The following is a 23,465-nucleotide window of genomic DNA, read 5'->3' as shown; positions in this document are numbered from 1 at the left end:
GTTTATAACAACAAAACCTCCTCAACCACTAAGCTAGTGGCGAAGGAGGTTTTGTGCTAATTGCTTTCAACCGCGTAATCACTGCGAATTAGGCATGCAGCCAACAGACCAATCCCTAGTACAATTGCAAGCAGTACAAAAGTAAGTTCATAGCTTCCAAAATTCATTAATCGGATGGACAATATCGGCCCAAGACTTGTTCCCGAAAACAGGATAAACGTATAAACCGAAACCGCAATTCCCCGCGATTTGCCCCCTAGCTGTCCAACAAGCGTGATCACGGAAGGAACGGATAACGCAATTCCGGCAACGAAAAGCACACTCGTACCGATCAAAAGAGCCAAGTTAGATATCATACCGAGGGAAGCCATACTGACCACTGCCAGACCTAATCCGCAGCGGAGCACGGTACGTAAGCCAAACCGTTTTGCCAGTCCGCCCGCCAGCGGAGAAATGAGCATGCCCACTACACCAATCGTTCGAATTAGCAGAATCTCCTTGTTGCTAAGCCCAAAATCAGATCCCGCCAAATAACTGCCCAAGACCGTATACATATTAACGAATGACATAAGCAATACAAGAGCGATTATGTAGCTCAAGACGATATTTTTTTGTTTGAACATGGAAGGAATTCGCTTAATCGGCTCCCAAATATTAACGGTAGCAAGGGGGCTCTCTTCTTTTGGCAGCCACCTTATCACCACAAACAGCGTCACGAAATAGATAGCAGCAAGCATATAGAATACGGCGTGCCAACTGTATTGTTGACTCATTACGGTGCTGAGCACTTGACCAATGATTCCTGCCGCCAAAAATCCTGTGCTGATAAATCCGATTGCCGTTACCCGTTTTGCCGCAGGGAACATTTCCACAGCATAGGCGAGTGCAACAGGCGAGAACGTAGCAGCGGCAGCACCTTGCAAGCCCCTGAGTACAATGATCCATACGAAATCATTTGCACTACCAAGCAACAAAGAAAATAGAGCAAGGGCAATCATCCCGATCACAATAACGTTCTTGCGGCCATACTTTTCGGACAACGGTCCGTAAATCAGGCACCCTATGGCAAACCCAACCGAAAATGCGCTGCCTACTGCTGCAGCCTGTGTCAACGTAATACTGAAAAGATCGGCAAATAGGGTCATAAGGGGAATCGTAACGTATAAGCTCGACATGACGACGATTCCAGACCAGCATAGGATTGCCGTCATGAGTGAGTAATTTCGCTGTGACATCGCACACCTCTGTTTCAATTTTTTACACACATTATAGTTAGATTATCTAATTATATTCACAAAAAAATATGATCTTATCTTCCCACCCCCAGTTTCTTTTCCATGCTGCTATTCAGCTTCGTCAAGATTTTTTCCAGCAGCATCCGTTCTTCCTCTTCTAATTCACTCATAATGGAGGCGCAGGCAGACCAAAAAACTGGCAGTGCTCTGCCTACTAATTCTCTGCCTTCCTGTGTTATTTTGACATGAATCTTGCGACCATCCAGCGTGCTTTGCTCTCTGATTATCCAGTGCCTTTTTTCCAGCCAGTCCAGCAAAGCTGTAACAGAAGCACGCCGAATACCCAGCCTGTCTGCAAGCGAAGAGGGGGTGATAAGTTCTCTGTCTCTATGTAACGTAAGCAACAGCAATACGTCCCATTTACACTCCGTTATGCCGAATTTCTCCAAATTCAAATCAATGATGTCTATGACGTTATCCCCCAGCCATAGCATCAATAACCCCAAATGAGCCAATTTGCGATCCGTATTTTGCAGAGCTGTTTTTTCCATTAGATTCAAATACGGCTGAATACCAAGCTTCGGCAATTGATCGGATGTATGCTCGCACTTGTTTTTTCTGCTCATGATCCACCTTGAATATAATTAGATTATCTAACTAAAGTCAATATAAAGGATTTTTTTGGTTTTTGCAACCCCCCTGGCAAGACGAAAGCCGAGATCATCAATTCGAAACGTGGGGTGACTGCGTCTGCGGCACGTCGCCCCACAGCCTCTGGCCTCTTCCGCCCAGCTGCCACCGCGAAAAATTCGGTAGGAGCCGTATACGTTCACATCATAAAGGTCCCAGCACCACTCCCAAACATTTCCCAGCATGTCGTAGAGCCCCCACGCATTCGGCAGCTTTTGTCCTACCGCATGTGCTGTACCCGTAGCGTTCTCTTGGTACCATGCGATCTCATCCAGCACTCCGTACCGATAACCACCTGTCCCTGCTTTGCACGCGTACTGCCATTCCGCCTCTGTCGGCAGACGATAGCCATCCGCTTCCTCGTTCCATACTATACGCTCACCATCTTCACTTATCGAGTAGCATTCCGTGAGACCCGCTTGCTGAGATAGCAGATTGCAAAACGAAATCGCATCGTTCCACGAGACATTCACAACCGGAGCCTCTGGGTGGTCATTCGGTCCAGCTGCTTTTTGGGCAACCGAGAAGTATAACGCATTCGTAACAGGAACTGATGCGAGTAAAAAAGAGTTCACCTCGGTTGTCCATGTGGCCTTGATTCGATCGTCCCGTAATTCGATTTGCCCTGCTGGGACGTTCACCATGGTGTACGCTCGTTCCATCTTTATTTCACCTGGCTTAACTTCTCGATCGCCTGCTCTTCGGTCGGCAAGAAAAAGATGTCGTTACCGTTGTTGGATTCATAGATGAAGTCTTTTAGACTATTACTTGTGTACACCGAAAAGTCACCTACAATTGCTATTTTCACCCGATAATTGATGAACTTCTGAAGGATTTCGCCAGCAAGGCGTGTTTTCAAATCGAAAAAGCTTTCGTTAATCAATGATTTGTTCATAATGATACGATTACTGTCTGCCTCATAGTGTACGGTTGCAATCAGATCCAGGGCTGACTGCACATCAATAATCAATACCTCGCTTCCGCTCACGATCGCAATGTTTCCCACAGCTGCTTCTACCTTTGTAATATTCATGTATATCCTCCTCACTTTCTATTGGTAATCTGCCTCACATAATCCTCACAAATATATCGATTGTCTTCGCCATTTGCTGGTGGAATGTTCGCCACTCGAAAGAAGCTCAAGCCCACAACCATCGCCATGAGTCCGTAAGCAGCGCTTTGCGAATCCTCTACAGACATGATTCCGGTTTGATTGCCGTAATCAAAAATCTTGGTGATGCCCTGCAAATCTCTCGTATAACTTTTCGCAACCACTTCTTGGAGATTGGGGTCCAATGCGGCTTTGGAGAAGAATTGTACAAAGAGTCTTGCTTGATCTTCATGCGGGATGTACATCTCAGCGATGCCATCCAACTGCGAAACATTGATCCGTTTTTCCTTGTCGTTAACGTATGGCGGCAAGATATGCGTAAGCGTAACGTCCATCATTTCCTGGGCCGTCATGGTGTTCTCAATGTCAGATTCGATTTTCAAGCCATAATAGGCCAAGAATGCCTGAAAGGCTTCACTCGTCAAATTATCCTTATTCTTAAAATAATACGTGACGACACCCTTTGAGCAGTCCGCATACTCCGCCACCTTATCCAGCGTCATGCCATCAATTCCGTGATTGCTAATACATGTTAGGGTCGCATTGATGACATCTGCTCGGCGCTTTGGTTCCATTCCTAATTTGGGCATGATCTTACCTCGTTTATTTATACTGTACGGTCGGAATAAAAAATTGTACACAAAAATTTTCCAGTTTGTCAAACAAATAGGTTCGACAACAAAAAACACGCTTACTCAGCGTGTTCCTTCATGACGTTACATGGCAAGTGCTTGGCGACTGATCCGATATTGCCCTGGTGTCAGCCCTGTCCATTTCTTGAAAGCATTTTGAAAGGCGCTTGGATCTGAAAAATGCAGCAGGTACGCGATCTCTCCGATGGAATGCTCCGCTTGCTGTAAATACCCCATTGCCATTTCTTTGCGGACATTCGTGGACAATTCATGATAGGAAGTGTCCTCCGCCTTTAGTTTCGCTTGCAGGGATCTCGTACTCATATGAAAAGCAGCAGCAGTTTGCTGTAAGGTCGGAAAAGCCGCAGGCATACATCCCATCATCCATTGAAACACGCGGTCCGAAAATTCCCGCCCTCTGATCAGCTTCTCTCTAATTTCTTCCGCGATGGGTTCAAAAGCTTTACGCAGCCGGACATCTGAATACAGAATCGGGTATTGCAAAACTTCTTTGCCTACCAAGAGCCCATTTTCTTTTGCACCAAAGTGAGGCTCCATTCCGAACAAATTCAAATAAGGTGCGATATCGGCCGTAGCGTCGTGTGTGAATTGTATCGCCTGTAACGGATTAGACCGATGACTCATACGGACGATCAAGTGGTACAAGGAGCTGACCATATCCTCCATGCAATGTCGAGAAACGCCCCCTGGGCTTTGTCTATGAAACCGCAGGAAAACATCGTTCCCCCGCTCTTCCCAATCCAGCTCGTACCCGCTGCAAAGGATCACGTGATACCGCTGATAAGCCTTCAATGCATCGACGATTTTCTCCGAATGCATCATGACATAGCCAAGAATACCCAGATCGGCAATATCCGTTAACTGTCCTTGATGCAGTCCGAAATGATCATCCTGCGTGTATATGGCAGCTTCTTTCATCAAGCGCTCAAGCTCCGCTTCGTCAATGCGAGCCTCTACATCTTTTAGCAAGCTGCTATCGAAAGAAATATGATCACAAAAACGCTCAAAATCAAGCTTCTTGTGAGTAATTGTTTTCATAATCGGATACACCATCGAAATCGCAAACCCATGCGCATTTTCCAAGTACGGAACCTCCTTTGCGTGAATCTACAACATTTATGCGCTTTCGATCATTCATCTGTTCCATTCCACACGATATGCTGAATACAGTTCAGTTTACCACGATCTGTCGGTTATGGAATCAACTCTACAGGGGGATATGAAAATGAACATTCTCGTTATCATCGGACATCCAGATCCCGAGAGCTATTGCTCTGCGTTGGCGCACGCCTATATGAAAGGAGCTAAAAGCAAAGCAGCACAGATTCGAACCATTGATTTGAGCCAAATCTCTTTCGACCCGAATTTGAAGTACGGATATCGGAAAAGAACGGAGCTAGAGGATGACTTAAAAGAAGCGCAGGACCTCATCCGTTGGGCGGATCATCTGGTCATTGTCTATCCGACCTGGTGGGGCACGATGCCCGCTATCTTGAAGGGGTTTTTCGATCGTGTCTTGTTACCCGGATTCGCCTATAAATATCGGGAGGGTTCGCCACTCTGGGATAAGCTGTTAACGGGTAAAACCGCGCATGTGATTGTGACGATGGATACCCCATCTTGGTACAACCGCTTGATCTACTGGCAAGCCGGACATCTTGTGATGAAACGCAACATTTTGAAGTTTTGCGGGATTAAGCCTGTGAAGGTAACGGAGATCAGTGGAGTGAATGCCTCAGCGGAGGAAAAGCGCAAGAAGTGGCTGGAGAAAGTGAAACAGCTTGGGGAGAGGCTAGCCTAAGCGTACGGTGAAAAAGCCGGATCAAAGCGACAAAACAAAAACTCAAGCCCTATTTCAGCTTGAGTTTTTCCTGTTGCCTTACTTATCGAGGTGCTTTTGCACACTTTCTAGAAACTTGATGCGGCTATAAGCGGGGCCGCCTTCCAGCAGCGGATCAACCACGTTGACGTATACATGATCTTGTTTAAAGGCATTCGTGCTTTGGATAATCGGATTCTTTTTCAATTCTTCAAAGGCATTCTTTGCATCTTGCGTTTCACGTGTGGAGAACTGTACAAACAAATAATCTGGATTCATTTCAGCCAGCTGCTCGACAGAAATCGCTTCTTGCGTTTTCGCCTTACTGATCTGTTCCGGAACTTTCAGACCCAATTCATCGTACAAGACCGGGTTGAAATAGACATCTTTCGGGTAAACGTAAGCTTGTGTACCACGAATGCGAACAGCGGCTACTTTTTTCCCCTGTAGCTTTTCTTTCAGGGCTGCTTTGACTGCTTGTGTATTTGTTTCATATTCGGCTAGAACCTTTTCTGCCTCTGCTTGCTTCCCTGATAATTCACCCATTAGCTTCAGATTGGATTCCCAGTCGGTCGAAATATGCGACACCAAAATGGTAGGAGCGATTTTTTGCAAGTTCTCCATCACTTCTTTTTGGAACTTGGTGGAACCCAAAATGACGTCTGGCTTCAATTGCAATACTTTCTCGAAGTTCGGCTGCTGTTTTTCACCAATGGATTCCGACTTACCCGTTACGGAAGCAAATATTTCTGGAAACTGTCCACCTACCGATATGGCCCCTACTGGATGAACGTCGAGGACTACTGCATCCTCCATCGCTTCCATCGCTCCAGCGATCACTATTTTTTCTACCTTTTCTGGAACGGTATACTTTTTGCCTAAATACTCAATCGTTCTTGTTTCGCTTGTTCCTGTCTGTTGTGCATGATCTCCGCTGATGCTAGCGGTTGAACTTGATTCTGCCTGTTTGCCTGCCCCACATGCTGCTAAGACAAGCATCCAGACTGCTATCATGCCAACCAGCATTACTTTTTTGTTCATTTTTCTCCTGAACCCCTTTTCCAAGGCTTATCTTATTCCTAAATGTTCTCGCAAGGTGACACCCGCATACTCGCTTCTGAACAAGCCTCTTTCAACCAATTGCGGCATCAGCTTCTCAAAAAATAATTCCATCGATTTTTCTGAACCGCCTGGAAGGGCAATAAATCCGTCCATAGCTCCAGACTCAAACCGCTGAACAATATCGTTCAACACGTCCTCAACCGTTCCAATGGAAACCCAGTGAGCAGACCCGACAACCTCTGGCCTTGCCAATACCTCTTCCACTGTAGGCCTATGATTTATGATATAGCGGCGCAACAGATCAGCGTGTGTACGGCTGCGCACTGGCTGATTCGGATCAGGGAGCATATCGACAGTTACGGGATGATCCAGAGTAAAGCTGCGCAAATCAAGGCCCAGTACGGATTGGAGCGATGCATGTCTGCGTTCCAAACTCAAATGCGCGTGTGCTTCTTTATGTAATTCATGCGCTTCCTCACGGGTATCGGCCAAGAAAAAATATAATCCAGGCAAAACTTTGATAGCGTCCGGACTACGACCTTGTTCCTCGGCTCTTCTTCTCAAGTCGTTTCGCAATTCCACTCCCGATTCCAGATCTGGCATCGCCGCAAATATCGCATCTGCTACTTTAGCGGCAAAGCTCCGTCCCGTATCCGACGCTCCTGCTTGAAAGAAAGGAATGGAGCCAGATGGATGGGCAGGCAACGTAAGCGGCCCTTTGACACTGAAAAACTCACCCGAATGATCAATGGCGGTAACCTTCTGCCTATCAGAAAACATGCCTGTCTCACGGTCCATCACAATGGCTTCGGACGGAAAACTATCCCACAGCTTTTGTACGACCTCCGTAAATTCCGCTGCTCTCGCATATCTTTCTTGGGGAGAGGGCATAGGGGAATCACCGAAATTTTCCGAGCCCTCAATAGAAGTGACAATATTCCAGCCAGCACGCCCATTGCTCAGCCAATGCAAAGATTGAAGCTGCCTGGCAACAACATATGGCGGATTAAACGTCGTGGAAATCGTCGTAACCAGTCCGATCCGCTCGGTTTCTCGGGCAATCGCTGCGAAAATCAGCGTAGGGTCAGGGCTGCCGAAATTTGCGGAATCGCCTAACATCGTGGGGTGAACATAAAGATAATCCGCACGGAAAAGAAAATCGAGCTTTGCCTTCTCGGCCATTTTAGCCAAGTCAATGTAATAGTCGATGGAGCCCATTTTCTCCACACCGCTGTCTGGACGCCGCCAGCCTTCCCCTTTCATCCAAGTTGCGTTTATGGATAATCCAATGCACAATTGTCTGTCTTTCGTCATTTTTCTCTACCTTTCCTACACTTTTATTAAAAATGATTCTCATTATCAATAAACAGTGTAGCAAGGCCTGGCACAAATGCAAATACACAAATCCCCAATGTGATATGCATCATTATTGAAACTGGCGACGAAAGGAGCGTTTATTGACTTGTGTAAGAAGAGGGAGAGACCCCGAATTTCTTTTTAAAAACTCTACTGAAATATAGCGGATTGTCGTACCCCACACTGAAGGCTACATCACGGATGGAATAATTGCCTGTTAGAAGTAATTCGCCCGCTCTCTCCATCCGATACTGGATGACATAATCGATTGGACGGACCCCCGTATATTTGTGGAAGAAGTAAGAGAAGCTTTTAGGAGTCATTGCATGCAACTCCGCCAATTCATCAAGCGTCAATGGATTCCTATACTGTCCGTTTATGTATGCAATGGCTTGCTCTATCACCTTTTTACTAGGAGAACTCTCACTCTCTCGATGCCTGCACCCCACCAAAACTTGATACATAATACCAAGGAATAATTCCTTGATACGAAGCTTCCCTATTCCGTCAACGGCCTTGGCACTCTGATGAAGCATCATCAGCAATTCGGTCACTCTTGGATTTGCTCCCGGTTCCAGCTTGAAATGGGCGTCGCATTCTTGTACGCCAACTTCATCATGTAGGTTATCAAATCGATACGTAAGCAAATAATACTCGAACTCTGCTTCGCCAATGACTCGCGTGTCCAGCAGCATGTCTGGCGCCGCATGAAATACGGTTCCTGGATGTAATTCGTAGACAGTCCCATTCACACACATTCTGGCTGCTCCGCGAATGGTAAAAAGAAAACCATGCCATACGGTCCTGAATTCACGCAATACACTGTTCGGCTGAATGACTAAACGGTAGGTACCTACTATCTCAGAGGAACCACTAGCAAATACTTCGGCTAGTTTATCCAAATCTGTCACTGTCTTTGCACCTGCTTCCTGTCCAAGATATGGGTCCATTTTTACAGCCATATTTTATCACATGCCTTTATCCAGCGTATCTCTTCCATTGGAATGATTTACCTAAGCAAAGAAATCGTGCAAAGTGTATTTATTATGTAGCTGATTCTGAGTATGATAATAGTAAAAATAAGAAAGAGGCTGTCATATGGATTCTACTTTTTCATCAAGAAAAGCAACAAAGACGAAAACCTTGGTTATTAACGCACTTTTTATCGCTTTTACTCTCGCAGCCACCATGTTTATTAACCTAAGACTCCCGATCATGGGTAACGGTGGCCTCATCCATCTCGGTAACGTGCCTCTTTTGATCGCAGCATTTGTGTATGGCAGAAAAACAGGGGCCATCGCTGGAGCTTTTGGTATGGGCCTCTTTGACCTTATCTCTGGTTGGACAGCATGGGCGCCGTTTACCTTCGTAATCGTAGGTGCAATGGGCTATGTAGCTGGCCTCATCGCCGAAAAGATGCCTGGCAATCGGGTATTTGTGTACACACTCGCAGTTGTCGCTGCCTTGGTGATTAAGATTGTGGGCTACTACTTTGTTGAGGTTATTCTTTACGGTAACTGGATTCAGCCGTTTGGCTCCATTCCGGGGAACGTTTTGCAGGTGGTTGTAGCAGCGGTTATTGTCATCCCGCTGGTGGGACGCTTGAAGAAGATTGTAGGGCAAGGGTAAAAAAGGAAGGATGGGGCAGAGCTCCATTCTTCCTTTTTTACAAAAATAAAAAGATCGGGAAACGTGTAGGAGCAGTACAAATTACCTTTGGGAAAGGCCGGCAGCACAAAAACCAGATTATCGCCCATGACTCCAAAGCTGTCTTTCCTACTCCTTGCCCAGATCTAACTGATACAAGGCGATATTGTGCTAGAGCATAAAATACTTCTTGTTGCCCAAACTCCACATATTCAGAAATGTCAGCAAAGGCAATCTTCATGTACTCCGCTGCAATTCGCTGCACACTCATTCCCAACTCGGCTGCCATTGCTACTTTCTGTCGCTTGATCTCTGCCTGAATCTGAGGTTTCCTCAAGTTCTCCCATCCGATGGCATAAGCGGTTTTCTTACTGTAGCCGACAGCCATTGCAGCACGAGTAGCGATGAAGTCTCGAAGGTACTCCAAAACAAAAAGCCTATGCTTTTCAGTCAGAGACCCATTGTCGTTATGGACTTCAGGTGGAGGATAGAAGCGTTCCTTTAATGCCTTGTCTCGGTTTGGGTCTCTTGCTCTTCCCACTACATCACCACCACCATTGTTTGAGTTGTTTTGCAAAAGAAAAAGCACCACTTGGGTGCATTAATCTCTCGTTGCCTTTATGTAATCCATTCCATTTTGATTTATTTTCATATACACCATGGTTATTTTTCCGGAAGTTCTTAGAAAGCTTATATTGTCAGCTAAATTACTGCTCTCAATAAAAAGCGCCGCCTCTTCAAATCCCGCCGGCTCTCCCATGCCCCTCCACGATGCAAAGCCACTACCTTTAGCCTTCTCCAGCATTGATGTTACTAAATCTGCATTAATATTAATCGCCTCTTTATTACCATTTTCATACTGACTATAACGCTTGTCTATTAGAAAATCCCGCACAGTTTCCCAGGCGGAAGAAGGGGTTCATTCGCGAAAGACAAAGTCCTTTCACTTATAGGTGGCAATTGCACGACAAAAAACCAGCATCCGCAAGTTGACAGTTTAATCAGATGTCACTATGCAAAGGCTGGTTTATAACTTGGCATTGTAAAGTTTTATGACAAGTTAAGAGCAACTCAGTGATTAAGCAAACCAACGAGCATGCCTAATAATATTATGACTGACAGGATGACTGGAACAATAACGAGCTTATGTTTGCTGTACTTTCTTGCATTAAAGAATGCGATGACATTCAGTACTATTAAGAGGAGGATTAATGAAATCATTATCGCCAAGTATTCTCACATCCTTATAGTCCTGATTTATAACTAATTTAAAATTATAGTTCATCGAAATCGATAACTTCAATTCTTCTGAAATTTGAGTGTATATCCTTACGGATGTCTTGGGCATCTCCAAACAAAGAAGCAGCATAGACTGCAGCTCCTAAAGATAACGCGATTCCGACAACAGTAGAAACACCAGCAGTTACTGGTGCAGCTGCTACACCAGCAACAACAGATGCCACCCCAGTTGCAAGCGCTGCCTCAGCTGCTCTTTGTTTGCTTCTTAAATTTTGCATTTGACCTGAAAATTTCTCCAATCTTGAGGAATTTGCTGATGCTTCCCAAGTTGTCTTAGTGTCTTCACCATCTGAGAGGTTCCACAACATCTCATTGATTTCATAATAATCGTAACTAATTACGTATGCATCCCACCAATAATCCTCATAATCATCAACCACATCGTAGTCCCCAAGGTCAACCTTCGCTTGAAGAGCTGCCATTTTTCTTTCAGCTTTTGGCCGTTCTTCTGCTAAATTGATTTCGTACGTTTCTCCATTTTCTTCAATTCTTAAAATATCCCTTTTTTTGTCATACTCTACTATGCTTGTCTCGTTTTCTGCAATAACTTTTACCTTTTTGACATTCTCATCGTCCTTTTGAATCTGAGCACTTATTCCCAATTTTTCATCTTTAATTTCCTGAATAAATGCCTCATTTTGTTGCGCTGAGACAATTTGTGCACCTGTGCTACTGGCCAAAATGCTTAAAGATAGGACGCTTGCAACAGCTATTTTCTTCATGTTTACAACTCCTGTTATTTTTTTAATTTTTACATTAATATACTATTTCTTTCGCGATACATATGTCAATATTTTCCATTCAAATACTTAATTGAAAATAAAAAAAGTCTCACCCAACGAGGAAGAGACTGTTTATAACACGTTCTGATATTTTTGTTGTGCTCTCTTAATGTGAGTGTCCACGCTGCTCTTCGATATTCCAAGCATACCCGCAATTTCTGAATGGGAGAAGCATTGTCCATATGCCAATACATAACACTCTCGTTCCCGATCACTCAATACGCAAAGTGCTTCTTCTATCTGCTCGTGCTGCCATTCCGTTAAGTTTGCTGGGCTGCCAGTTGTACTCCGGGAGACAAACGCCTGCCTTCTTAACGGGTCCATAAGCTTCTCCCGTTCATAATCGGCCCTACGTTCTATCCCGCGCTTGTTCCCAGGTCGTCTCCCTGTCTCCAGCCATTCAATGATCCAATCCACTTCACCGCGCATCTCACCAATCAATTGACGCTCAGCCATTGCCTCCTCATTACCTACCTCAGCACCAACTCTACGCTGCTCGTAGGCGTCGTTTAATCCTTTCTTCGTCTCTTTTAGCTCTTTAGTAAATCTTGCATGAGACCCCCTCCCCAATGCGTCTATTTACGTCCGTTGCTTTTATATTTCAGGAACTGCCGTCTTCCTGTGTCGTCCATCAATCGTTTTATCTCTTCGATCGTCATTACTTCAGCCGGCCTTGCAGATACCGGCTTTTGCCCTTTCCAAATGCTTTGCAAAACTGAACGGCTCCTTTCGACGCTTCTGCTTCTCATGCATGATTTCATAGAGTCTAGCCATGGCTTGTCCTCCTCTCAGGCAAAATAAAAAGGACGCCAGAACACACCGATAGTAGGTGTGAATCTGACGCCCTCCCGTTTCTCGGTATCAGGCTTATATTAAAATAATTCGCTCTCGCGGTAATCAACTTTGGCAATCTTTCCCTGACTCGATTTTACCACGGTTTCACCATGTTCTACCAGTGGGACTATCTTTGCTTTACCTTGTTTTGGATCTACCAGAATCATAGCTGGATTTTTCCCTACAGGTACTGTGATTGTCATGCTTTCAGTGTGTATCTGTACTTCTTTTGCTCGTGCGCTCATAATCCGTTCCCCCTGTCCAGTTACTTATGGTATAATATGGTTACAAATGCATATTCAAGCTCCCAGATGGGGGCATTTCTTTTAGGAGGTCATTCAATGCCAGAAATCTCTCTAGGGATGCCAGCATGGTTAGAAACCTTTCTTTTCTTGGGAACAATCACTTTACTTTCCTTGAGCTTTTATGCAAAGAGCAGGTAACTTTCCTCAGCCGCACTCCTTACTAGGAAGTGTGGCTTTCGCTTTTCACTTGAAATAGTATGTTAAATAGACGTTTTACTTAAAAAGGAAACAACAACCATATTTTTACGTATAACATGTAAACGAAATATTGGAGTGATAATAGAATGTTCGCAAATGACTTTGGACCATCTTTCTCCAGTGGTTTTGGTCCACCCTGGTGGTTTTTAGTGATTGCTGGAATAATTGTACTTGTCATCTTAGGAGCGATCATAAATGGTATCAGGATTTGGATGTCAAATAATTCCTCCCCACTCTTATCTAAACCTGCAAAAATAATTAGTAAACGCACAAGAACTTCAGGTGGCGGTAATGATACCAGTGTATCAACATACTATTACCTTACTTTTGAACTAAGCAATGGAGAAAGACTAGAATTCCATGTAAAAGGTAGTGAGTATGGCTTACTGGTCGAAGGAGATACAGGCACATTAACTTATCAAGGCACCAGATATAAGGAATTCAGCAGACGACCTTTGTAAAATAGGGTCGTCTTTCTACATTCCTATCTCCTTTCTATACCCCCTCGTCACAATTTCTCTTTTGTTAAATCAGTGAAACCTATTACTCCCTGTGACGTAAACTTGGGTAATACTAAAAAGGGGAGTCCATTTTGATTATTAGAAAAGTGGGAAATAAAACTACTGCTCTTATTATTGGTTGTTTTTTTATTGCAGCTTTTATTTTTACTCTCTATTCATATTTTGCTGGAAAATCTGCTCATAAAGAAGTGATTCAGGAGTTCATTGGTTCCAAGGGTGGAGCTGTAATTAGTATCGAAAGTGTTTCCTTAGAATCAACACCGTTCCCCGTCTATTCCGAAAATGGGCGACGTAGGCTCGAGGCAGGGCATCAATTTTATAAAGTTACCTACACAAAAAACGGAAGTGAATATACTGCCTGGTACCGTGGTGTCAATGGTCCGTTTGCAATACATAAACAAACTCAGACAAGATCAGGTGTACCTATAGAAGAAACACCAGAGAACGAACAATTTATTTATAGTTATGGTGAACGCTGGATCTTTTCTGACTAAATACAAGTAATGTTAAGTTAAGTCCTCTTCCCCAAAAACTGCGTCCACTTTGGTATTCAACACCATCTGAACTTTTCGTCTTCTTGAGAAATCCATCTTTCCATAATCGCCATCGAAGGAGAATCCGTTATAAACGATCTGGTTTGCTACTGGAAGGATCGTCACCTGATCGACCATAATCACCGAGACACTATCAGGGTCTTCAATCAAAAAGCGCTGGTTTTCATCGAGTTCTAAAACGATTTCTGTCATGCACGAACCTCTCCTTTACAAATCGATTATTTTGTTAATCCCTCATCACTTGGATCCATCATGTTGAAATCAAAATCTGTAAATATTGACATATTTGTAGTACGCTTATTTTGCCCGTTGTAAAAATCCTTCTTATCCGTTGATGGAACGCCGTGTGCGATGAAAGTCGCCCGCACGGTGTAGGCTCGAACGAAAACCCTCACGAAGAGAAGGGAATAAGTCGAGAATAGCTATACTGATCCAATATTCACTTTGCAAGACAATCTAAATGGTCAATATCCCTACCATTTCGTTGAAGGCTCCTCCCAATACCTTATGCCAAAATTTCTCGCCACCCAGCCATTAAGAAACGCGACTCTAACTTTTGATTTGAATGATGTTTTCACTCCAGATGCAACCGATTTGTATTACATTGCTTCTGGTCGCAATGAAATTGGTGCTGATAAAATTAATGGCTCCGTAATTACGATTCCTAATGTTACTCTTGATAAAGGACAGTTAATCATTTTTGACTTAGGATCTTACACAATGCCTTCTGCAGGAACGTATAAATTTTTCATTTCTGTTGATTCAAAACACACGCAAGAAATGGTATTGGATATTTCTAAAAATTAATTATCCATCAACAGCCCTCGGGATGGACCCGGGGGGATATTTTTTCGTCGAGACTGAAGGCTCGCCCCCCCCCCCCCGCTGCAACTGCCCCTCTATTTATCAAATCGTGTGTTTTGTTAACCTCAGCTCTTTAATAACACAATCACAGAAAGTTATAACTTTAGTTAGCGGACAATTTAGATTGATTGGCGTAGCGTTATATTTGCCCGTTGTAAAACATTCTTTCTTATCCGTTGATGGAACGCCGTGTGCGATGAAAGTCGCCTGCACGGTGTAGGCTCGAACGAAGACCCTCACATTTAGTAGGGAATAAGTCGGGAATAGCTATGAATTGATTGCCAGACCTGCTCAAATTTTGCAACCAGCTGGACTTGCGATTAGCCAAGCAAACGTCATCGTTAAGTATGGTGAGTATACGTATTGGTCGTATACCCCTTCATCGAATGACCTTGTTTTGGTTGTCGTCGCATTTGATTCCAACAATCAGGAAGTCAAACGCTGGGAAGTTCCGGGTTATAGGTATACAATCGACATTGGGATCGATAACCAAAATAAAACAGTGGTGTTCTACATGTGGCAAAAGGTAGGAGTATTTGAAAACGGTTCTTATCCGGTTTCGTTTACCTGGGAACAGTTGAAAATCAACTAATCCACCATCAACGGCCCCCGGGTTAATCCCGGGGTATTTTTCTCACCAAGTTGGGGAATTTCCTACTTTCTACAATTACCGTTTTGTTAAAGTGACCACTTTCAGTGCTGCGTTACAGATCGCTTCTTGTACCGTCATCCCAGTGCCGATCTTCTGGACAGACACATCATCAAAGTCTGCTTGCCAAGCGTACTTTTCATTGTCCTCGGCGTAACTAAGGACAAAGAAGTGCGTTTGTTCTTTGATCTTCTCCACCACTTGCCACGCATCGGCTATGTTTTGGAGTGGGTTCCAGTCTTTTTCCTTTGTTTTAAGCAAGCCTTTTTCAAACCAAAACAGCTCTCCTGCATGCCTGCCAAGCTCCCATTCCATCCCCTTCGTTGCCAGCGTTTCTATGATTTGTTTTTCGGTCATTGTCATTTTCCACCCAACCCTATTTTCATCGGCTCCAACACTTCCCTTGTGTCCACATCTACAATCTGCCACTTACAAAAGCTGTCGGCGTACCACCTAGCTACATACGAAACGTGCCTGAAGTCGCTCCAATGAGTAGCTTCCTCGATACTCTCCACATCATCATACGGATAGGCGCACGGATTGTAGCTCCCGTTATGCTTCAGAAACGACTTAGTCTCCTTGTTTTGAACTGCGTATTTCTTCGGCAATTTGATCTCCCTTTCATTAGCCATCATCGTACTTTCTACAGCTAACAAAATGTCTTCGATTTCCTTTCGGGTAGGTCGCCAACCAGCAGCCCACATCTTGATCCTGACTTCTTCCAGCATATCGGGAGGTAATCTCCAACCCTTTATTGCATCTTCCGCGCTAGCTCAAGGAAACATATCTTTCACCCCTGATTTTTGTTTGGAAAGAAACTCGGTAGTTTCTTATGTTTGTCGCAAGCGTTGACGGTTACAGGTGCCAGTCTATCGCTCTTGCCCTTCTTCGTGAACACCGTCCCTTTCGTCGTAGCCTTTTCGGTGCATCCGTTGTAATTGCAGTCGCCCACTTCGTTCACTCCCTAACTATTTCGATAACCCCATCGACACATATCTCTTTCACTTCTGATAAGATCGATAAGTTGCCAACTTGTCGTTTCCCACCCGGTTTTCATTACTGTGATATAATGAAAATAAAAACAATGGGGTGTATTGTTGAAGAGACAGTTTTTGATGATTGTAAGTGATGTAACAAAACCACAAATGGATAAAGTCACCGAAGTAGTAAAAGATTTTAACGAATTTATTGACTTGATTCCAATTGAGTCTAAATCTGATGGAGGCTATAGCCTATACATCGACATTCAAAAAGGCGATGTTGCTATAACAGTCTCAGATACACGAACATTCCTGAGAAATTGGTTTAAGCCTTTAAAAATAGAATGTGATTCAAATCCACGAGACTTTTATTAAAAGTCTTTTTTAATACACATTTTGTAAAACTATATCCCCTCTTGTTCCTAATACTGATGTACAGTAAGATTTAGGAAAAACCATTAGGGAGTGGAAAAATGGTCACTTGTTACGTGAAATATGTTATTGATCCATATCAGGTAAGTGTTTTTGAAGAATATGCAAAGATGTGGATACCTCTTGTCAACAAGTTTGGCGGACATCATCATGGCTATTTCCTTCCTCATGAAGGTGCTAATAATATTGCTTATGCCTTATTTAGTTTTCCTAGTTTGGCAGAATATGAAGATTATCGAAAGAAAATACTGGTCGATGAAGATTGCCAACTTGCCTTCTCACTCGCAGAGCAAACAAAGTGCATCATCAGTTACGAGCGAAGTTTCTTGCGTCCGGTGTTTGAATAATTTTCCTTCAACCTTGTCCATCCTTAGATAGGATGGGCTTTTTTATATAATGAGCATTTTGTATCCATCCGCTATATGCCGGGCAGCGAGAAGATTGTCTGCTGCCCCACTTGATCAGCTGCCACTGGATTGATTCAGATAACTTCTGTTCTGATGCGCCCCACTTCCGCCAAAGCTACCCTTCTCATCCTCGTCAAGTCGAGCAACTGCGTCTCTGCTGTTTACAATCTCAAGGGCAGCGCAAACGTCACGGGCCAAAAACCAAGGTTCTCCATCCTTTACCACTACTCGAATCTGTTTATCTTGATAGTTAAAAACGTTTTGAAGTGCCTGCATTGTATATTCCTCCCCTAACTTCTCGTTGTCCTTGAACTTCTCATGCGATCCAGCATTCCCATCAGTTTCGGGTCATCCCGTAACAAGCGCGGTGATTCCCGTGACTGGAAAACCCCTGCAGGCCGTTTAGGAGGCTCTAAAAGAGAAGGGAAAACCTTCTGTCCGTGTAAGAGTTGCTTTCTTTTTTGCGTTCGTACGAGATCGGCGCGGAAATACGAAAAATCGCTCAGAGGATCATCTATCCCTTGAGCGATTTTTCGTATTTCAACGATATAAAATGATTGATTCCAATTTTTTGAGCTCTCTTTAAAGGGACAGGCTTCCGGCTGTATACTTGGAACCCTAATTTCTGGTATAACTTCATAGCGGGAATATTCGTATCTGCTACTTCTGCGATGAGAAATTGTTCATACGGGGTATTTTCCATCATATGACGGAGAATCATCATTGCCGCCCCCTGCCCTCTGAATTCGGGAGCCGCTCCGACGAAATCGATTGAGCATTTCACGGGAGAAGGATCAGACAGAGTAGCTTCAAATTCTTTTTTCAAAAAGAGTCCGGCGAGGGTACCTTTATAGAATCCCAAGTGTTTTCGCAGCTCTTTTTGATTCAGTTTGACCGAAGAGACAGTGCCATCCGTGCATGCAGCCATACCAGCAACTTTGCGATCCTCCGTTACCGCTACATAAAATTGATTTAAAACGAACATGTGAGCAAAAGCTCTTGCAATGGTTAGCTTGTCATTGGAAAAAAAGCCAAGCCACTGCGTGAATCCCTCCGAAAAAAATGTGAGACATTTGCTCTCTTGCATCGAATTCTACTTGATCCGCCCTGATCACTGTAAACATGTACGGTTATTCTCCTTCCTTGTATAGAAAAGAAGTGAGGATAGAGGATGAAGGCATCGTGAAGTGGTTTTTTCGCATCATTTTCATCATAGCTAACCCGTGTAGTGTCGAATAGAAAAATACGACCATTTCATCTGGGTCCCCTGATCGGAATTCGCCGAGCGCCTGACCTTTTTTGACAAGCTGGGCTGTAGCGTGAAACAACTTGTCGCTAAGGCGAGCTACCTCGGTTTGTTTATCGCTTGTTCCTCCCCCCGCTAGAAACGATTGAGCCATCAATATCAGCAAATTCGCAAACTCTTCGCCTGTCGTCATGTCGCTGTGAATTTCTTTCACAAACTGATCCAATGCTTGTTTGGGTGAAATAGCTGACTCGAAGAAATCGATGTTTTTCTTCAAGCCTGCAAGTGCGTAATCCACCAGGTCGTCAAACAAGGTTTCTTTCGATTTGTAATGCCGATACAAAAGCCCGATGCTGATGCCAGCCGTATCCGCAATGTCCTGGACATTCGTCGACCCGAATCCTTTTTGAACGAATAACTGCATGGCTGCTGATTGTATTTTCTGCTTTGTCGCGTTGCGCATTTGTTCGTATTGTTCTTTAGTGCGGGGCATTGGGGGACCTCGTTTTTTGAGTGAGTTTTTACTCATTATAAAAGCAGGAGTTTTGAAATGCAATCTTTTACAGTTCGGTAATGCAAAAAACGGCATCTCTGCCGTTTTTCGTTGCCCCTATATTCTTCAATCTAGTCCTTTGCAGTGTTCAGCTCAGCTTCGATCTGGGAGTTTTTCGACGACTCACCCATGCGCCAGTAAACGAGGAGGCTTATGGCAATACAAGCTGCTACATAGTAGTAAAAGAGAGACTCGTTCCCGATGCTTTTGAACCATAGCGCGATGAATTCCGCTGTTCCTCCAAAGATCGCGACAGTCACCCCGTATGGAAAGCCTACACCAAGAGCGCGAATGGCGGTGGGAAACATCTCGGCTTTCACGATCGCGTTGATGGACGTATAGCCAGTAACAATGATAAGACCAGACAGCATCAACAAGAAAGCTACATAAGGGCTAGTCGTTTGTTCCAGAAGCAAGAACATCGGTACGGTCCACAACGTTCCAAGAACACCGAAACCAATCAACAGCGGGCGCCGTCCAATTCGGTCAGACAGCATACCGGCAAGCGGCTGCAAGACGACGAATACGAGCAATGCGGTAAAGTTAATCCAGCTAACTACCTCTTTCGGCATTCCTACCGTAATCACCATGAATTTTTGCAAATAGGTCGTGTAGGTGTTAAAGGCGATGGTTCCCCCGAGCGTAAGGCCGACGACTGCCAGCACCGCCTTCGGATGCTTCATCAGCTCTCGAAGCGTACCCGCCTTCTCCTTGTTTTTCGACTCCATTTTGGTATACTGCTCCGATTCATCCATACTGCGGCGCAGCCACAACACAGCTACTGCCCCAAATGCTCCGATGATGAACGGAATTCTCCAGCCCCATGCCATCATCGCATCTTCACTTAGTATTTGCTGCAGGATAATTTGCACACCTAGTGCCAGCAATTGTCCACTGATCAGTGTGACGTACTGGAAGCTGGAATAGAACCCTCGGCGACCACTCGCCGCCATCTCGGACAGATACGTTGCAGATGTTCCGTATTCCCCGCCAAGCGAAAGACCTTGGAGCAGGCGGGCAAGAACGAGAATGATAGGAGCAAACACGCCGATGGTTTCATAGTTTGGTGTTACGGCAATCACCAGAGAACCACCTGCCATGATAGTAACTGACAGCGTCAACGCGGCACGGCGCCCATGACGGTCAGCGTATCGGCCCAGGAGCAAGCTCCCGATCGGTCTCATTAAAAATCCGATAGCAAAAACAGCGGCAGTATTCAGCAACTGGCTGGTAGCGTCGCCTTTAGGAAAAAACTGAGATGAGAAATACACCGCAAAAGCTGCATATACGTACCAGTCGTACCATTCAATCAGGTTCCCCAGTGAACCTTTAAAGATGTTGCTTGTGATTCGCCGCGTATTTTCACGATCACTCGATGGCTTCATTGCTGTCCCCTCCTTATGTTTGACCCGAATCCATTCGCAATTAGGATTATTTAACCGCTTTCAAATGAAACAATGCTTTGAAAGGGTTTACATATTTACCAGGATGGATTCTCGAAGAACTGTTTTTATTCTAAGTTGTTTGTTTTGCTAGAATCTATTGAATACTTCCGGATGTGCAAAAACGGCATCCGAGCTGCCGAAAAACCCAGTTGAGTTACATTGATTTTTCGACCGGATCGGGCTACCCTTTTCCATAGGGAGGCGGCTGTTATGACAATCACTATGCTTCTGGGACTGCTTGAAAACATCTCTGTAATTGCAGTCATCGCCCTTATCATCGGCCAACTGGATTACTTTCGGAACATCGTGTACGGGAAAAACAACTGGATGCGGATCGTGATCCTCTCTACGCTGTTCGGGTTCCTGTCGGTAATCGGAACGGAGAATGGACTACGGGTCGATGACGCACTCGCCAATACGCGCATTGTCGGTGCCGTCGCGGGTGGGTTGATCGGGGGGCCTGTCGTCGGTTTTTTTGCCGGCCTTATAGGAGGTATTCATCGCTATTCGCTAGGTGGATTTACCGCATTCGCCTGTGCCATCTCGACCATAATGAACGGCTTCTTAGCCGGGATCGTAAGTACAAAAATGAATATGCTGCGTCTGAAATGGCAGCATATCGTACTGATTGGCGTTGCAGCCGAGCTCATTCAAAAAGTTTTGGTGCTTCTCATGGCCAAGCCTTTTTCTGCGGCACTTGAACTGGAAGTAAAAATCGCGATCCCGACCACAATTATGACCATTGCAGGACTGCTGCTTTTCACTCGCGTTTTCCAAAATCTCAAAATGATGCAAGACCAGTCCGGCGCATTGGGGGCAAACCTTGCCTTGTCGATTGCAAGCCAGACGTTGCCTCATCTGCGGACGGGGCTAAATCAACATTCTGCGAAAAAAACCGCTGAACTGATCCGTGAAATGGCCAGGGTGGATGCAGTCGCCATTACCGACCGCGAAAAGCTGCTCAGTGCAAAAGGCCATGAACTGGAGAATCATTTTCAGAAAGAGACGCTGTGCGCACAAGTAGCGGAGGCTGTTTTGACCCACCCTACAGGGGTATGGCGCGACAAAGATTTTGCTCTTCCGCGTCCGCCTCGCCTAAAATCGATCAGCGCCGCATCGTTGTATCATCAAAACCAGAAAATCGGGACGTTGCAATTCTACTATAAAACCTCTTCCTCCAAGACGTCCCAGACCAACGAGAAGTTAGTGGACGGCCTCGCCAAGCTGCTGTCGGTCCAAATTGAACTGGCGGAGATCGAGCATCAAGCGAAAATGCGGAAGCAGGCTGAAGTGAGCGCCCTGCAAGCACAAATCAATCCGCATTTTCTGTTCAACACGCTGGGGACGATTATGTCCTATTGTCGTACAGACCCTGATCAGGCGAGAAACTTGATCGGTCATTTAAGTGACATCTTCAGGCGCAATTTGAAAAGCAAGGGAAATCATCACAGCTTGCAGGAAGAACTGGACGGAATCAAGTCGTATTTGGAAATCGAGAAGGTCAGATTTGGCAACCGATTTAAGGTGAACATGGAGATCGACGAAACTCTGCTGACCCGCAAATTGCCTGTCCTGACTTTGCAGCCGATCGTGGAAAATGCTATTCACCATGGACTTTCTCCAAAAGTTAGCGACTGTCTGCTCACGATTCGAGTAGAACCGTATGACCAAGAAGTGAAAATCAGCATTGAAGACAATGGAGTTGGAATCAGTGAAGAGCGTTTGGCCGAAATCTGGAACAACCAATCGAAAGGGATCGGCCTCGTCAATGTCCATTCACGGCTTCAATCCATTTATGGCAAAAAATATGGCCTCACGATTCAAAGCAAGCCTGGTTTGGGAACAGTCGTATCCTTTGTCGCTCCGTTATCCGTATTTGTAAAGGAAGTGCATCCAGATGCTCCTGAAAACGATCATCATTGATGACGAGCCAGCCATTTGTTCCGAATTGGAATATTTGCTGAAAAAATATATTGATATCCAGGTGGACGCAATCTATACCAATCCGCTGGAAGCATTGCCCCATATTATCAATTCCGAGCCTGATTTGCTTATGCTTGATATTCAGATGCCCGGGATGAATGGGCTTGAATTTGCCAAAACATTGAGTCAGATGTCCAATCCCCCATTGATCGTTTTTTCGACCGCCTATCATGAACACGCTCTGGAGGCCTTTTCCACGCTGGCTGTGGGATATTTAACCAAACCGATCATGGAATCGAAATTGGACGATGTGATCCAAAAAGTGAGGACACTGAGGAAGCGCTCGGTCATGAATGACCGCACCGCGGCAGTTCCCCCGATGGAAGAGCATGTCTGCATCAGGAAGACCAACAAAATCATCCCGATCCCTGTAGGGCAAATTTACTTTGCGTTTGTGCGGGAGAAAGATTTATATGTTGCGACAAAAGAGAGTATCGACAAGTGCGACTTGTCCTTAAATGAGCTGGAGGAGATTTTGAACCGATCCCGCTCTTTCTTTAGAAGTCATCGGAACTATATTTTGAACGTGAAGCATATTAAAGAAATCATTCCTTGGTTTAATAATACGTATTTGATTAAGATGAATGATGACAGTCAGACGGATATTCCTGTAAGTAGAGGGAAAATGAAAGCGTTTCGGGGTTTGATGAATTTGTGAGTTTGGGGGAAGAAGGATTAGGAACGGAGCGAGGAGAGAGTAGCTTTTCGCTCCTTTTTCTGGATAGCGCTTTATTTTCAAGTTCGAAGGATGGTTACTCAAGCTATAAGGTTTCCGAAACCTCCGTCGAAATGGGGGATTTGTTATACAAAAGATACAAAATGAAAAAACGGCATCTCTGC

General features: G+C 44.7%; 30 protein-coding genes and 1 pseudogene. 10 read left to right on the top strand and 21 right to left on the bottom strand.

The genetic code is table 11. The features are described 5' to 3' along the window. Positions 1-56 precede the first annotated feature (56 nt). The 6 genes from ACKKE8_RS08265 to ACKKE8_RS08240 all read right to left on the bottom strand — a co-directional run bounded on the left by ACKKE8_RS08265 (position 57) and on the right by ACKKE8_RS08240 (position 4,772). Positions 57-1,235, bottom strand: coding sequence for an MFS transporter (locus ACKKE8_RS08265; protein ID WP_409177740.1), 1,179 nt, complete (start codon positions 1,233-1,235; stop codon positions 57-59). A 74-nt stretch (positions 1,236-1,309) separates the two neighbouring features. Beyond that, positions 1,310-1,861 (bottom strand): MarR family winged helix-turn-helix transcriptional regulator, encoded by a 552-nt coding sequence (locus tag ACKKE8_RS08260; protein WP_409177739.1) that lies wholly within the window; start codon positions 1,859-1,861, stop codon positions 1,310-1,312. Between the two features lie 27 nt (positions 1,862-1,888). Beyond that, positions 1,889-2,587, bottom strand: coding sequence for a formylglycine-generating enzyme family protein (locus ACKKE8_RS08255; protein WP_409177738.1), 699 nt, complete (start codon positions 2,585-2,587; stop codon positions 1,889-1,891). Positions 2,588-2,589: 2 nt separating this feature from the next. Further along, positions 2,590-2,958 (bottom strand): DUF4180 domain-containing protein, encoded by a 369-nt coding sequence (locus tag ACKKE8_RS08250; RefSeq protein ID WP_409177737.1) that lies wholly within the window; start codon positions 2,956-2,958, stop codon positions 2,590-2,592. A gap of 11 nt (positions 2,959-2,969) precedes the next feature. Then, the gene (locus ACKKE8_RS08245; RefSeq protein ID WP_409177736.1) at positions 2,970-3,626 is read right to left on the bottom strand and encodes a TetR/AcrR family transcriptional regulator; all 657 of its coding nucleotides are present in this window, start codon (positions 3,624-3,626) and stop codon (positions 2,970-2,972) included. A gap of 126 nt (positions 3,627-3,752) precedes the next feature. Next, the gene (locus ACKKE8_RS08240) at positions 3,753-4,772 is read right to left on the bottom strand and encodes an AraC family transcriptional regulator (protein WP_409177735.1); all 1,020 of its coding nucleotides are present in this window, start codon (positions 4,770-4,772) and stop codon (positions 3,753-3,755) included. 142 nt (positions 4,773-4,914) lie between these two features. Here ACKKE8_RS08240 and ACKKE8_RS08235 point away from each other — a divergent pair, with 142 nt between their 5' ends. Beyond that, positions 4,915-5,490, top strand: coding sequence for an NAD(P)H-dependent oxidoreductase (locus ACKKE8_RS08235; protein ID WP_082517326.1), 576 nt, complete (start codon positions 4,915-4,917; stop codon positions 5,488-5,490). Positions 5,491-5,568: 78 nt separating this feature from the next. Here ACKKE8_RS08235 and ACKKE8_RS08230 read toward each other — a convergent pair whose 3' ends face one another. From ACKKE8_RS08230 to ACKKE8_RS08220, 3 genes are all read right to left on the bottom strand, one after another. Beyond that, complete coding sequence (locus ACKKE8_RS08230; RefSeq protein WP_409177734.1) at positions 5,569-6,549, bottom strand: ABC transporter substrate-binding protein; 981 nt, start codon at positions 6,547-6,549, stop codon at positions 5,569-5,571. A gap of 27 nt (positions 6,550-6,576) precedes the next feature. Continuing rightward, positions 6,577-7,884 (bottom strand): NtaA/DmoA family FMN-dependent monooxygenase, encoded by a 1,308-nt coding sequence (locus ACKKE8_RS08225; RefSeq protein WP_409177733.1) that lies wholly within the window; start codon positions 7,882-7,884, stop codon positions 6,577-6,579. 140 nt (positions 7,885-8,024) lie between these two features. Beyond that, positions 8,025-8,837: an AraC family transcriptional regulator gene (locus tag ACKKE8_RS08220; protein ID WP_409179082.1), complete on the bottom strand. Its 813-nt coding sequence runs from the start codon at positions 8,835-8,837 to the stop codon at positions 8,025-8,027. 187 nt (positions 8,838-9,024) lie between these two features. Here ACKKE8_RS08220 and ACKKE8_RS08215 point away from each other — a divergent pair, with 187 nt between their 5' ends. Continuing rightward, positions 9,025-9,555: an ECF transporter S component gene (locus tag ACKKE8_RS08215; RefSeq protein ID WP_409177732.1), complete on the top strand. Its 531-nt coding sequence runs from the start codon at positions 9,025-9,027 to the stop codon at positions 9,553-9,555. A gap of 40 nt (positions 9,556-9,595) precedes the next feature. On the opposite strand, the pseudogene ACKKE8_RS08210 reads toward ACKKE8_RS08215, so the two are convergent. The 5 genes and pseudogenes from ACKKE8_RS08210 to ACKKE8_RS08190 all read right to left on the bottom strand — a co-directional run. Beyond that, positions 9,596-10,114: pseudogene (locus tag ACKKE8_RS08210) on the bottom strand (terminase small subunit); the annotation flags it as partial. Positions 10,115-10,174: 60 nt separating this feature from the next. Beyond that, complete coding sequence (locus tag ACKKE8_RS08205; protein WP_409177731.1) at positions 10,175-10,468, bottom strand: hypothetical protein; 294 nt, start codon at positions 10,466-10,468, stop codon at positions 10,175-10,177. Between the two features lie 379 nt (positions 10,469-10,847). Continuing rightward, the gene (locus ACKKE8_RS08200) at positions 10,848-11,594 is read right to left on the bottom strand and encodes a geobacillin-26 family protein (RefSeq protein WP_409177730.1); all 747 of its coding nucleotides are present in this window, start codon (positions 11,592-11,594) and stop codon (positions 10,848-10,850) included. A gap of 132 nt (positions 11,595-11,726) precedes the next feature. Beyond that, positions 11,727-12,110 (bottom strand): sigma factor-like helix-turn-helix DNA-binding protein, encoded by a 384-nt coding sequence (locus ACKKE8_RS08195; protein ID WP_409177729.1) that lies wholly within the window; start codon positions 12,108-12,110, stop codon positions 11,727-11,729. 416 nt (positions 12,111-12,526) lie between these two features. Further along, the gene (locus ACKKE8_RS08190) at positions 12,527-12,733 is read right to left on the bottom strand and encodes an XtrA/YqaO family protein (protein ID WP_409177728.1); all 207 of its coding nucleotides are present in this window, start codon (positions 12,731-12,733) and stop codon (positions 12,527-12,529) included. 344 nt (positions 12,734-13,077) lie between these two features. Here ACKKE8_RS08190 and ACKKE8_RS08185 point away from each other — a divergent pair, with 344 nt between their 5' ends. Together ACKKE8_RS08185 and ACKKE8_RS08180 are read left to right on the top strand one after the other, a co-directional pair. After that, the gene (locus ACKKE8_RS08185; RefSeq protein WP_409177727.1) at positions 13,078-13,452 is read left to right on the top strand and encodes a DUF2500 domain-containing protein; all 375 of its coding nucleotides are present in this window, start codon (positions 13,078-13,080) and stop codon (positions 13,450-13,452) included. Between the two features lie 131 nt (positions 13,453-13,583). After that, the gene (locus tag ACKKE8_RS08180; protein WP_409177726.1) at positions 13,584-14,006 is read left to right on the top strand and encodes a hypothetical protein; all 423 of its coding nucleotides are present in this window, start codon (positions 13,584-13,586) and stop codon (positions 14,004-14,006) included. A 12-nt stretch (positions 14,007-14,018) separates the two neighbouring features. Here ACKKE8_RS08180 and ACKKE8_RS08175 read toward each other — a convergent pair whose 3' ends face one another. Further along, the gene (locus ACKKE8_RS08175) at positions 14,019-14,258 is read right to left on the bottom strand and encodes a hypothetical protein (RefSeq protein WP_409177725.1); all 240 of its coding nucleotides are present in this window, start codon (positions 14,256-14,258) and stop codon (positions 14,019-14,021) included. A 315-nt stretch (positions 14,259-14,573) separates the two neighbouring features. Between ACKKE8_RS08175 and ACKKE8_RS08170 the strand changes: the two genes are divergently transcribed. Further along, the gene (locus tag ACKKE8_RS08170) at positions 14,574-14,873 is read left to right on the top strand and encodes a hypothetical protein (protein ID WP_409177724.1); all 300 of its coding nucleotides are present in this window, start codon (positions 14,574-14,576) and stop codon (positions 14,871-14,873) included. A gap of 331 nt (positions 14,874-15,204) precedes the next feature. Beyond that, the gene (locus tag ACKKE8_RS08165) at positions 15,205-15,522 is read left to right on the top strand and encodes a hypothetical protein (RefSeq protein WP_007717182.1); all 318 of its coding nucleotides are present in this window, start codon (positions 15,205-15,207) and stop codon (positions 15,520-15,522) included. A gap of 75 nt (positions 15,523-15,597) precedes the next feature. Here the strand turns inward: ACKKE8_RS08165 and ACKKE8_RS08160 are convergent, their stop codons facing one another. Beyond that, a complete protein-coding gene (locus tag ACKKE8_RS08160) occupies positions 15,598-15,936 on the bottom strand; it encodes a BC1872 family protein (protein ID WP_409177723.1) in 339 nt (112 codons plus the stop codon). A gap of 2 nt (positions 15,937-15,938) precedes the next feature. Then, positions 15,939-16,307 carry a hypothetical protein gene (locus ACKKE8_RS08155; RefSeq protein WP_409177722.1) on the bottom strand — a complete coding sequence of 123 codons (369 nt, stop codon included), beginning with the start codon at positions 16,305-16,307 and terminating at the stop codon, positions 15,939-15,941. A gap of 387 nt (positions 16,308-16,694) precedes the next feature. Here ACKKE8_RS08155 and ACKKE8_RS08150 point away from each other — a divergent pair, with 387 nt between their 5' ends. Then, complete coding sequence (locus ACKKE8_RS08150) at positions 16,695-16,934, top strand: hypothetical protein (RefSeq protein WP_409177721.1); 240 nt, start codon at positions 16,695-16,697, stop codon at positions 16,932-16,934. Between the two features lie 98 nt (positions 16,935-17,032). Further along, on the top strand, positions 17,033-17,338 hold the full coding sequence (locus ACKKE8_RS08145) for an NIPSNAP family protein (protein ID WP_409177720.1): 306 nt from the start codon (positions 17,033-17,035) through the stop codon (positions 17,336-17,338). Positions 17,339-17,452: 114 nt separating this feature from the next. Here ACKKE8_RS08145 and ACKKE8_RS08140 read toward each other — a convergent pair whose 3' ends face one another. The 4 genes from ACKKE8_RS08140 to ACKKE8_RS08125 all read right to left on the bottom strand — a co-directional run bounded on the left by ACKKE8_RS08140 (position 17,453) and on the right by ACKKE8_RS08125 (position 20,582). Continuing rightward, positions 17,453-17,674: a Bro-N domain-containing protein gene (locus ACKKE8_RS08140; RefSeq protein ID WP_409177719.1), complete on the bottom strand. Its 222-nt coding sequence runs from the start codon at positions 17,672-17,674 to the stop codon at positions 17,453-17,455. Positions 17,675-17,912: 238 nt separating this feature from the next. After that, positions 17,913-18,383, bottom strand: coding sequence for a GNAT family N-acetyltransferase (locus ACKKE8_RS08135; protein WP_409177718.1), 471 nt, complete (start codon positions 18,381-18,383; stop codon positions 17,913-17,915). A 145-nt stretch (positions 18,384-18,528) separates the two neighbouring features. Continuing rightward, on the bottom strand, positions 18,529-19,137 hold the full coding sequence (locus tag ACKKE8_RS08130; RefSeq protein WP_409177717.1) for a TetR/AcrR family transcriptional regulator: 609 nt from the start codon (positions 19,135-19,137) through the stop codon (positions 18,529-18,531). Between the two features lie 131 nt (positions 19,138-19,268). Continuing rightward, positions 19,269-20,582: an MFS transporter gene (locus ACKKE8_RS08125; protein ID WP_409177716.1), complete on the bottom strand. Its 1,314-nt coding sequence runs from the start codon at positions 20,580-20,582 to the stop codon at positions 19,269-19,271. 270 nt (positions 20,583-20,852) lie between these two features. On the opposite strand from ACKKE8_RS08125, the gene ACKKE8_RS08120 reads away from it, so the two are divergent. Together ACKKE8_RS08120 and ACKKE8_RS08115 are read left to right on the top strand one after the other, a co-directional pair. Next, the gene (locus tag ACKKE8_RS08120; protein WP_409177715.1) at positions 20,853-22,565 is read left to right on the top strand and encodes a LytS/YhcK type 5TM receptor domain-containing protein; all 1,713 of its coding nucleotides are present in this window, start codon (positions 20,853-20,855) and stop codon (positions 22,563-22,565) included. Continuing rightward, positions 22,540-23,283 carry a LytR/AlgR family response regulator transcription factor gene (locus ACKKE8_RS08115; RefSeq protein ID WP_409177714.1) on the top strand — a complete coding sequence of 248 codons (744 nt, stop codon included), beginning with the start codon at positions 22,540-22,542 and terminating at the stop codon, positions 23,281-23,283. The genes ACKKE8_RS08120 and ACKKE8_RS08115 overlap by 26 nt, the downstream gene beginning before the upstream one ends. Positions 23,284-23,465 lie beyond the last annotated feature (182 nt).

It is taken from the genome of Brevibacillus fortis, assembly GCF_046196545.1.
GTDB lineage: Bacteria > Bacillota > Bacilli > Brevibacillales > Brevibacillaceae > Brevibacillus > Brevibacillus fortis_A.
Note: the sequence above shows the minus strand (reverse complement) of the source record. Positions and strands in the feature narration are given on the sequence as shown.

Bases quoted from the DNA above. Each gene is read 5' to 3' on its own strand.
- ACKKE8_RS08265 (WP_409177740.1), bottom strand. From the start codon at position 1,235: ATGTCACAGCGAAATTACTCACTCATGACGGCAATCCTATGCTGGTCT.
- ACKKE8_RS08260 (WP_409177739.1), bottom strand. From the start codon at position 1,861: ATGAGCAGAAAAAACAAGTGCGAGCATACATCCGATCAATTGCCGAAG.
- ACKKE8_RS08255 (WP_409177738.1), bottom strand. From the start codon at position 2,587: ATGGAACGAGCGTACACCATGGTGAACGTCCCAGCAGGGCAAATCGAA.
- ACKKE8_RS08250 (WP_409177737.1), bottom strand. From the start codon at position 2,958: ATGAATATTACAAAGGTAGAAGCAGCTGTGGGAAACATTGCGATCGTG.
- ACKKE8_RS08245 (WP_409177736.1), bottom strand. From the start codon at position 3,626: ATGCCCAAATTAGGAATGGAACCAAAGCGCCGAGCAGATGTCATCAAT.
- ACKKE8_RS08235 (WP_082517326.1), top strand. From the start codon at position 4,915: ATGAACATTCTCGTTATCATCGGACATCCAGATCCCGAGAGCTATTGC.
- ACKKE8_RS08230 (WP_409177734.1), bottom strand. From the start codon at position 6,549: ATGAACAAAAAAGTAATGCTGGTTGGCATGATAGCAGTCTGGATGCTT.
- ACKKE8_RS08225 (WP_409177733.1), bottom strand. From the start codon at position 7,884: ATGACGAAAGACAGACAATTGTGCATTGGATTATCCATAAACGCAACT.
- ACKKE8_RS08215 (WP_409177732.1), top strand. From the start codon at position 9,025: ATGGATTCTACTTTTTCATCAAGAAAAGCAACAAAGACGAAAACCTTG.
- ACKKE8_RS08200 (WP_409177730.1), bottom strand. From the start codon at position 11,594: ATGAAGAAAATAGCTGTTGCAAGCGTCCTATCTTTAAGCATTTTGGCC.
- ACKKE8_RS08195 (WP_409177729.1), bottom strand. From the start codon at position 12,110: ATGGCTGAGCGTCAATTGATTGGTGAGATGCGCGGTGAAGTGGATTGG.
- ACKKE8_RS08190 (WP_409177728.1), bottom strand. From the start codon at position 12,733: ATGAGCGCACGAGCAAAAGAAGTACAGATACACACTGAAAGCATGACA.
- ACKKE8_RS08185 (WP_409177727.1), top strand. From the start codon at position 13,078: ATGTTCGCAAATGACTTTGGACCATCTTTCTCCAGTGGTTTTGGTCCA.
- ACKKE8_RS08175 (WP_409177725.1), bottom strand. From the start codon at position 14,258: ATGACAGAAATCGTTTTAGAACTCGATGAAAACCAGCGCTTTTTGATT.
- ACKKE8_RS08170 (WP_409177724.1), top strand. From the start codon at position 14,574: ATGCCAAAATTTCTCGCCACCCAGCCATTAAGAAACGCGACTCTAACT.
- ACKKE8_RS08160 (WP_409177723.1), bottom strand. From the start codon at position 15,936: ATGACCGAAAAACAAATCATAGAAACGCTGGCAACGAAGGGGATGGAA.
- ACKKE8_RS08155 (WP_409177722.1), bottom strand. From the start codon at position 16,307: ATGCTGGAAGAAGTCAGGATCAAGATGTGGGCTGCTGGTTGGCGACCT.
- ACKKE8_RS08150 (WP_409177721.1), top strand. From the start codon at position 16,695: ATGATTGTAAGTGATGTAACAAAACCACAAATGGATAAAGTCACCGAA.
- ACKKE8_RS08145 (WP_409177720.1), top strand. From the start codon at position 17,033: ATGGTCACTTGTTACGTGAAATATGTTATTGATCCATATCAGGTAAGT.
- ACKKE8_RS08140 (WP_409177719.1), bottom strand. From the start codon at position 17,674: ATGCAGGCACTTCAAAACGTTTTTAACTATCAAGATAAACAGATTCGA.
- ACKKE8_RS08135 (WP_409177718.1), bottom strand. From the start codon at position 18,383: ATGTTCGTTTTAAATCAATTTTATGTAGCGGTAACGGAGGATCGCAAA.
- ACKKE8_RS08130 (WP_409177717.1), bottom strand. From the start codon at position 19,137: ATGCCCCGCACTAAAGAACAATACGAACAAATGCGCAACGCGACAAAG.
- ACKKE8_RS08125 (WP_409177716.1), bottom strand. From the start codon at position 20,582: ATGAAGCCATCGAGTGATCGTGAAAATACGCGGCGAATCACAAGCAAC.
- ACKKE8_RS08120 (WP_409177715.1), top strand. From the start codon at position 20,853: ATGACAATCACTATGCTTCTGGGACTGCTTGAAAACATCTCTGTAATT.
- ACKKE8_RS08115 (WP_409177714.1), top strand. From the start codon at position 22,540: ATGCTCCTGAAAACGATCATCATTGATGACGAGCCAGCCATTTGTTCC.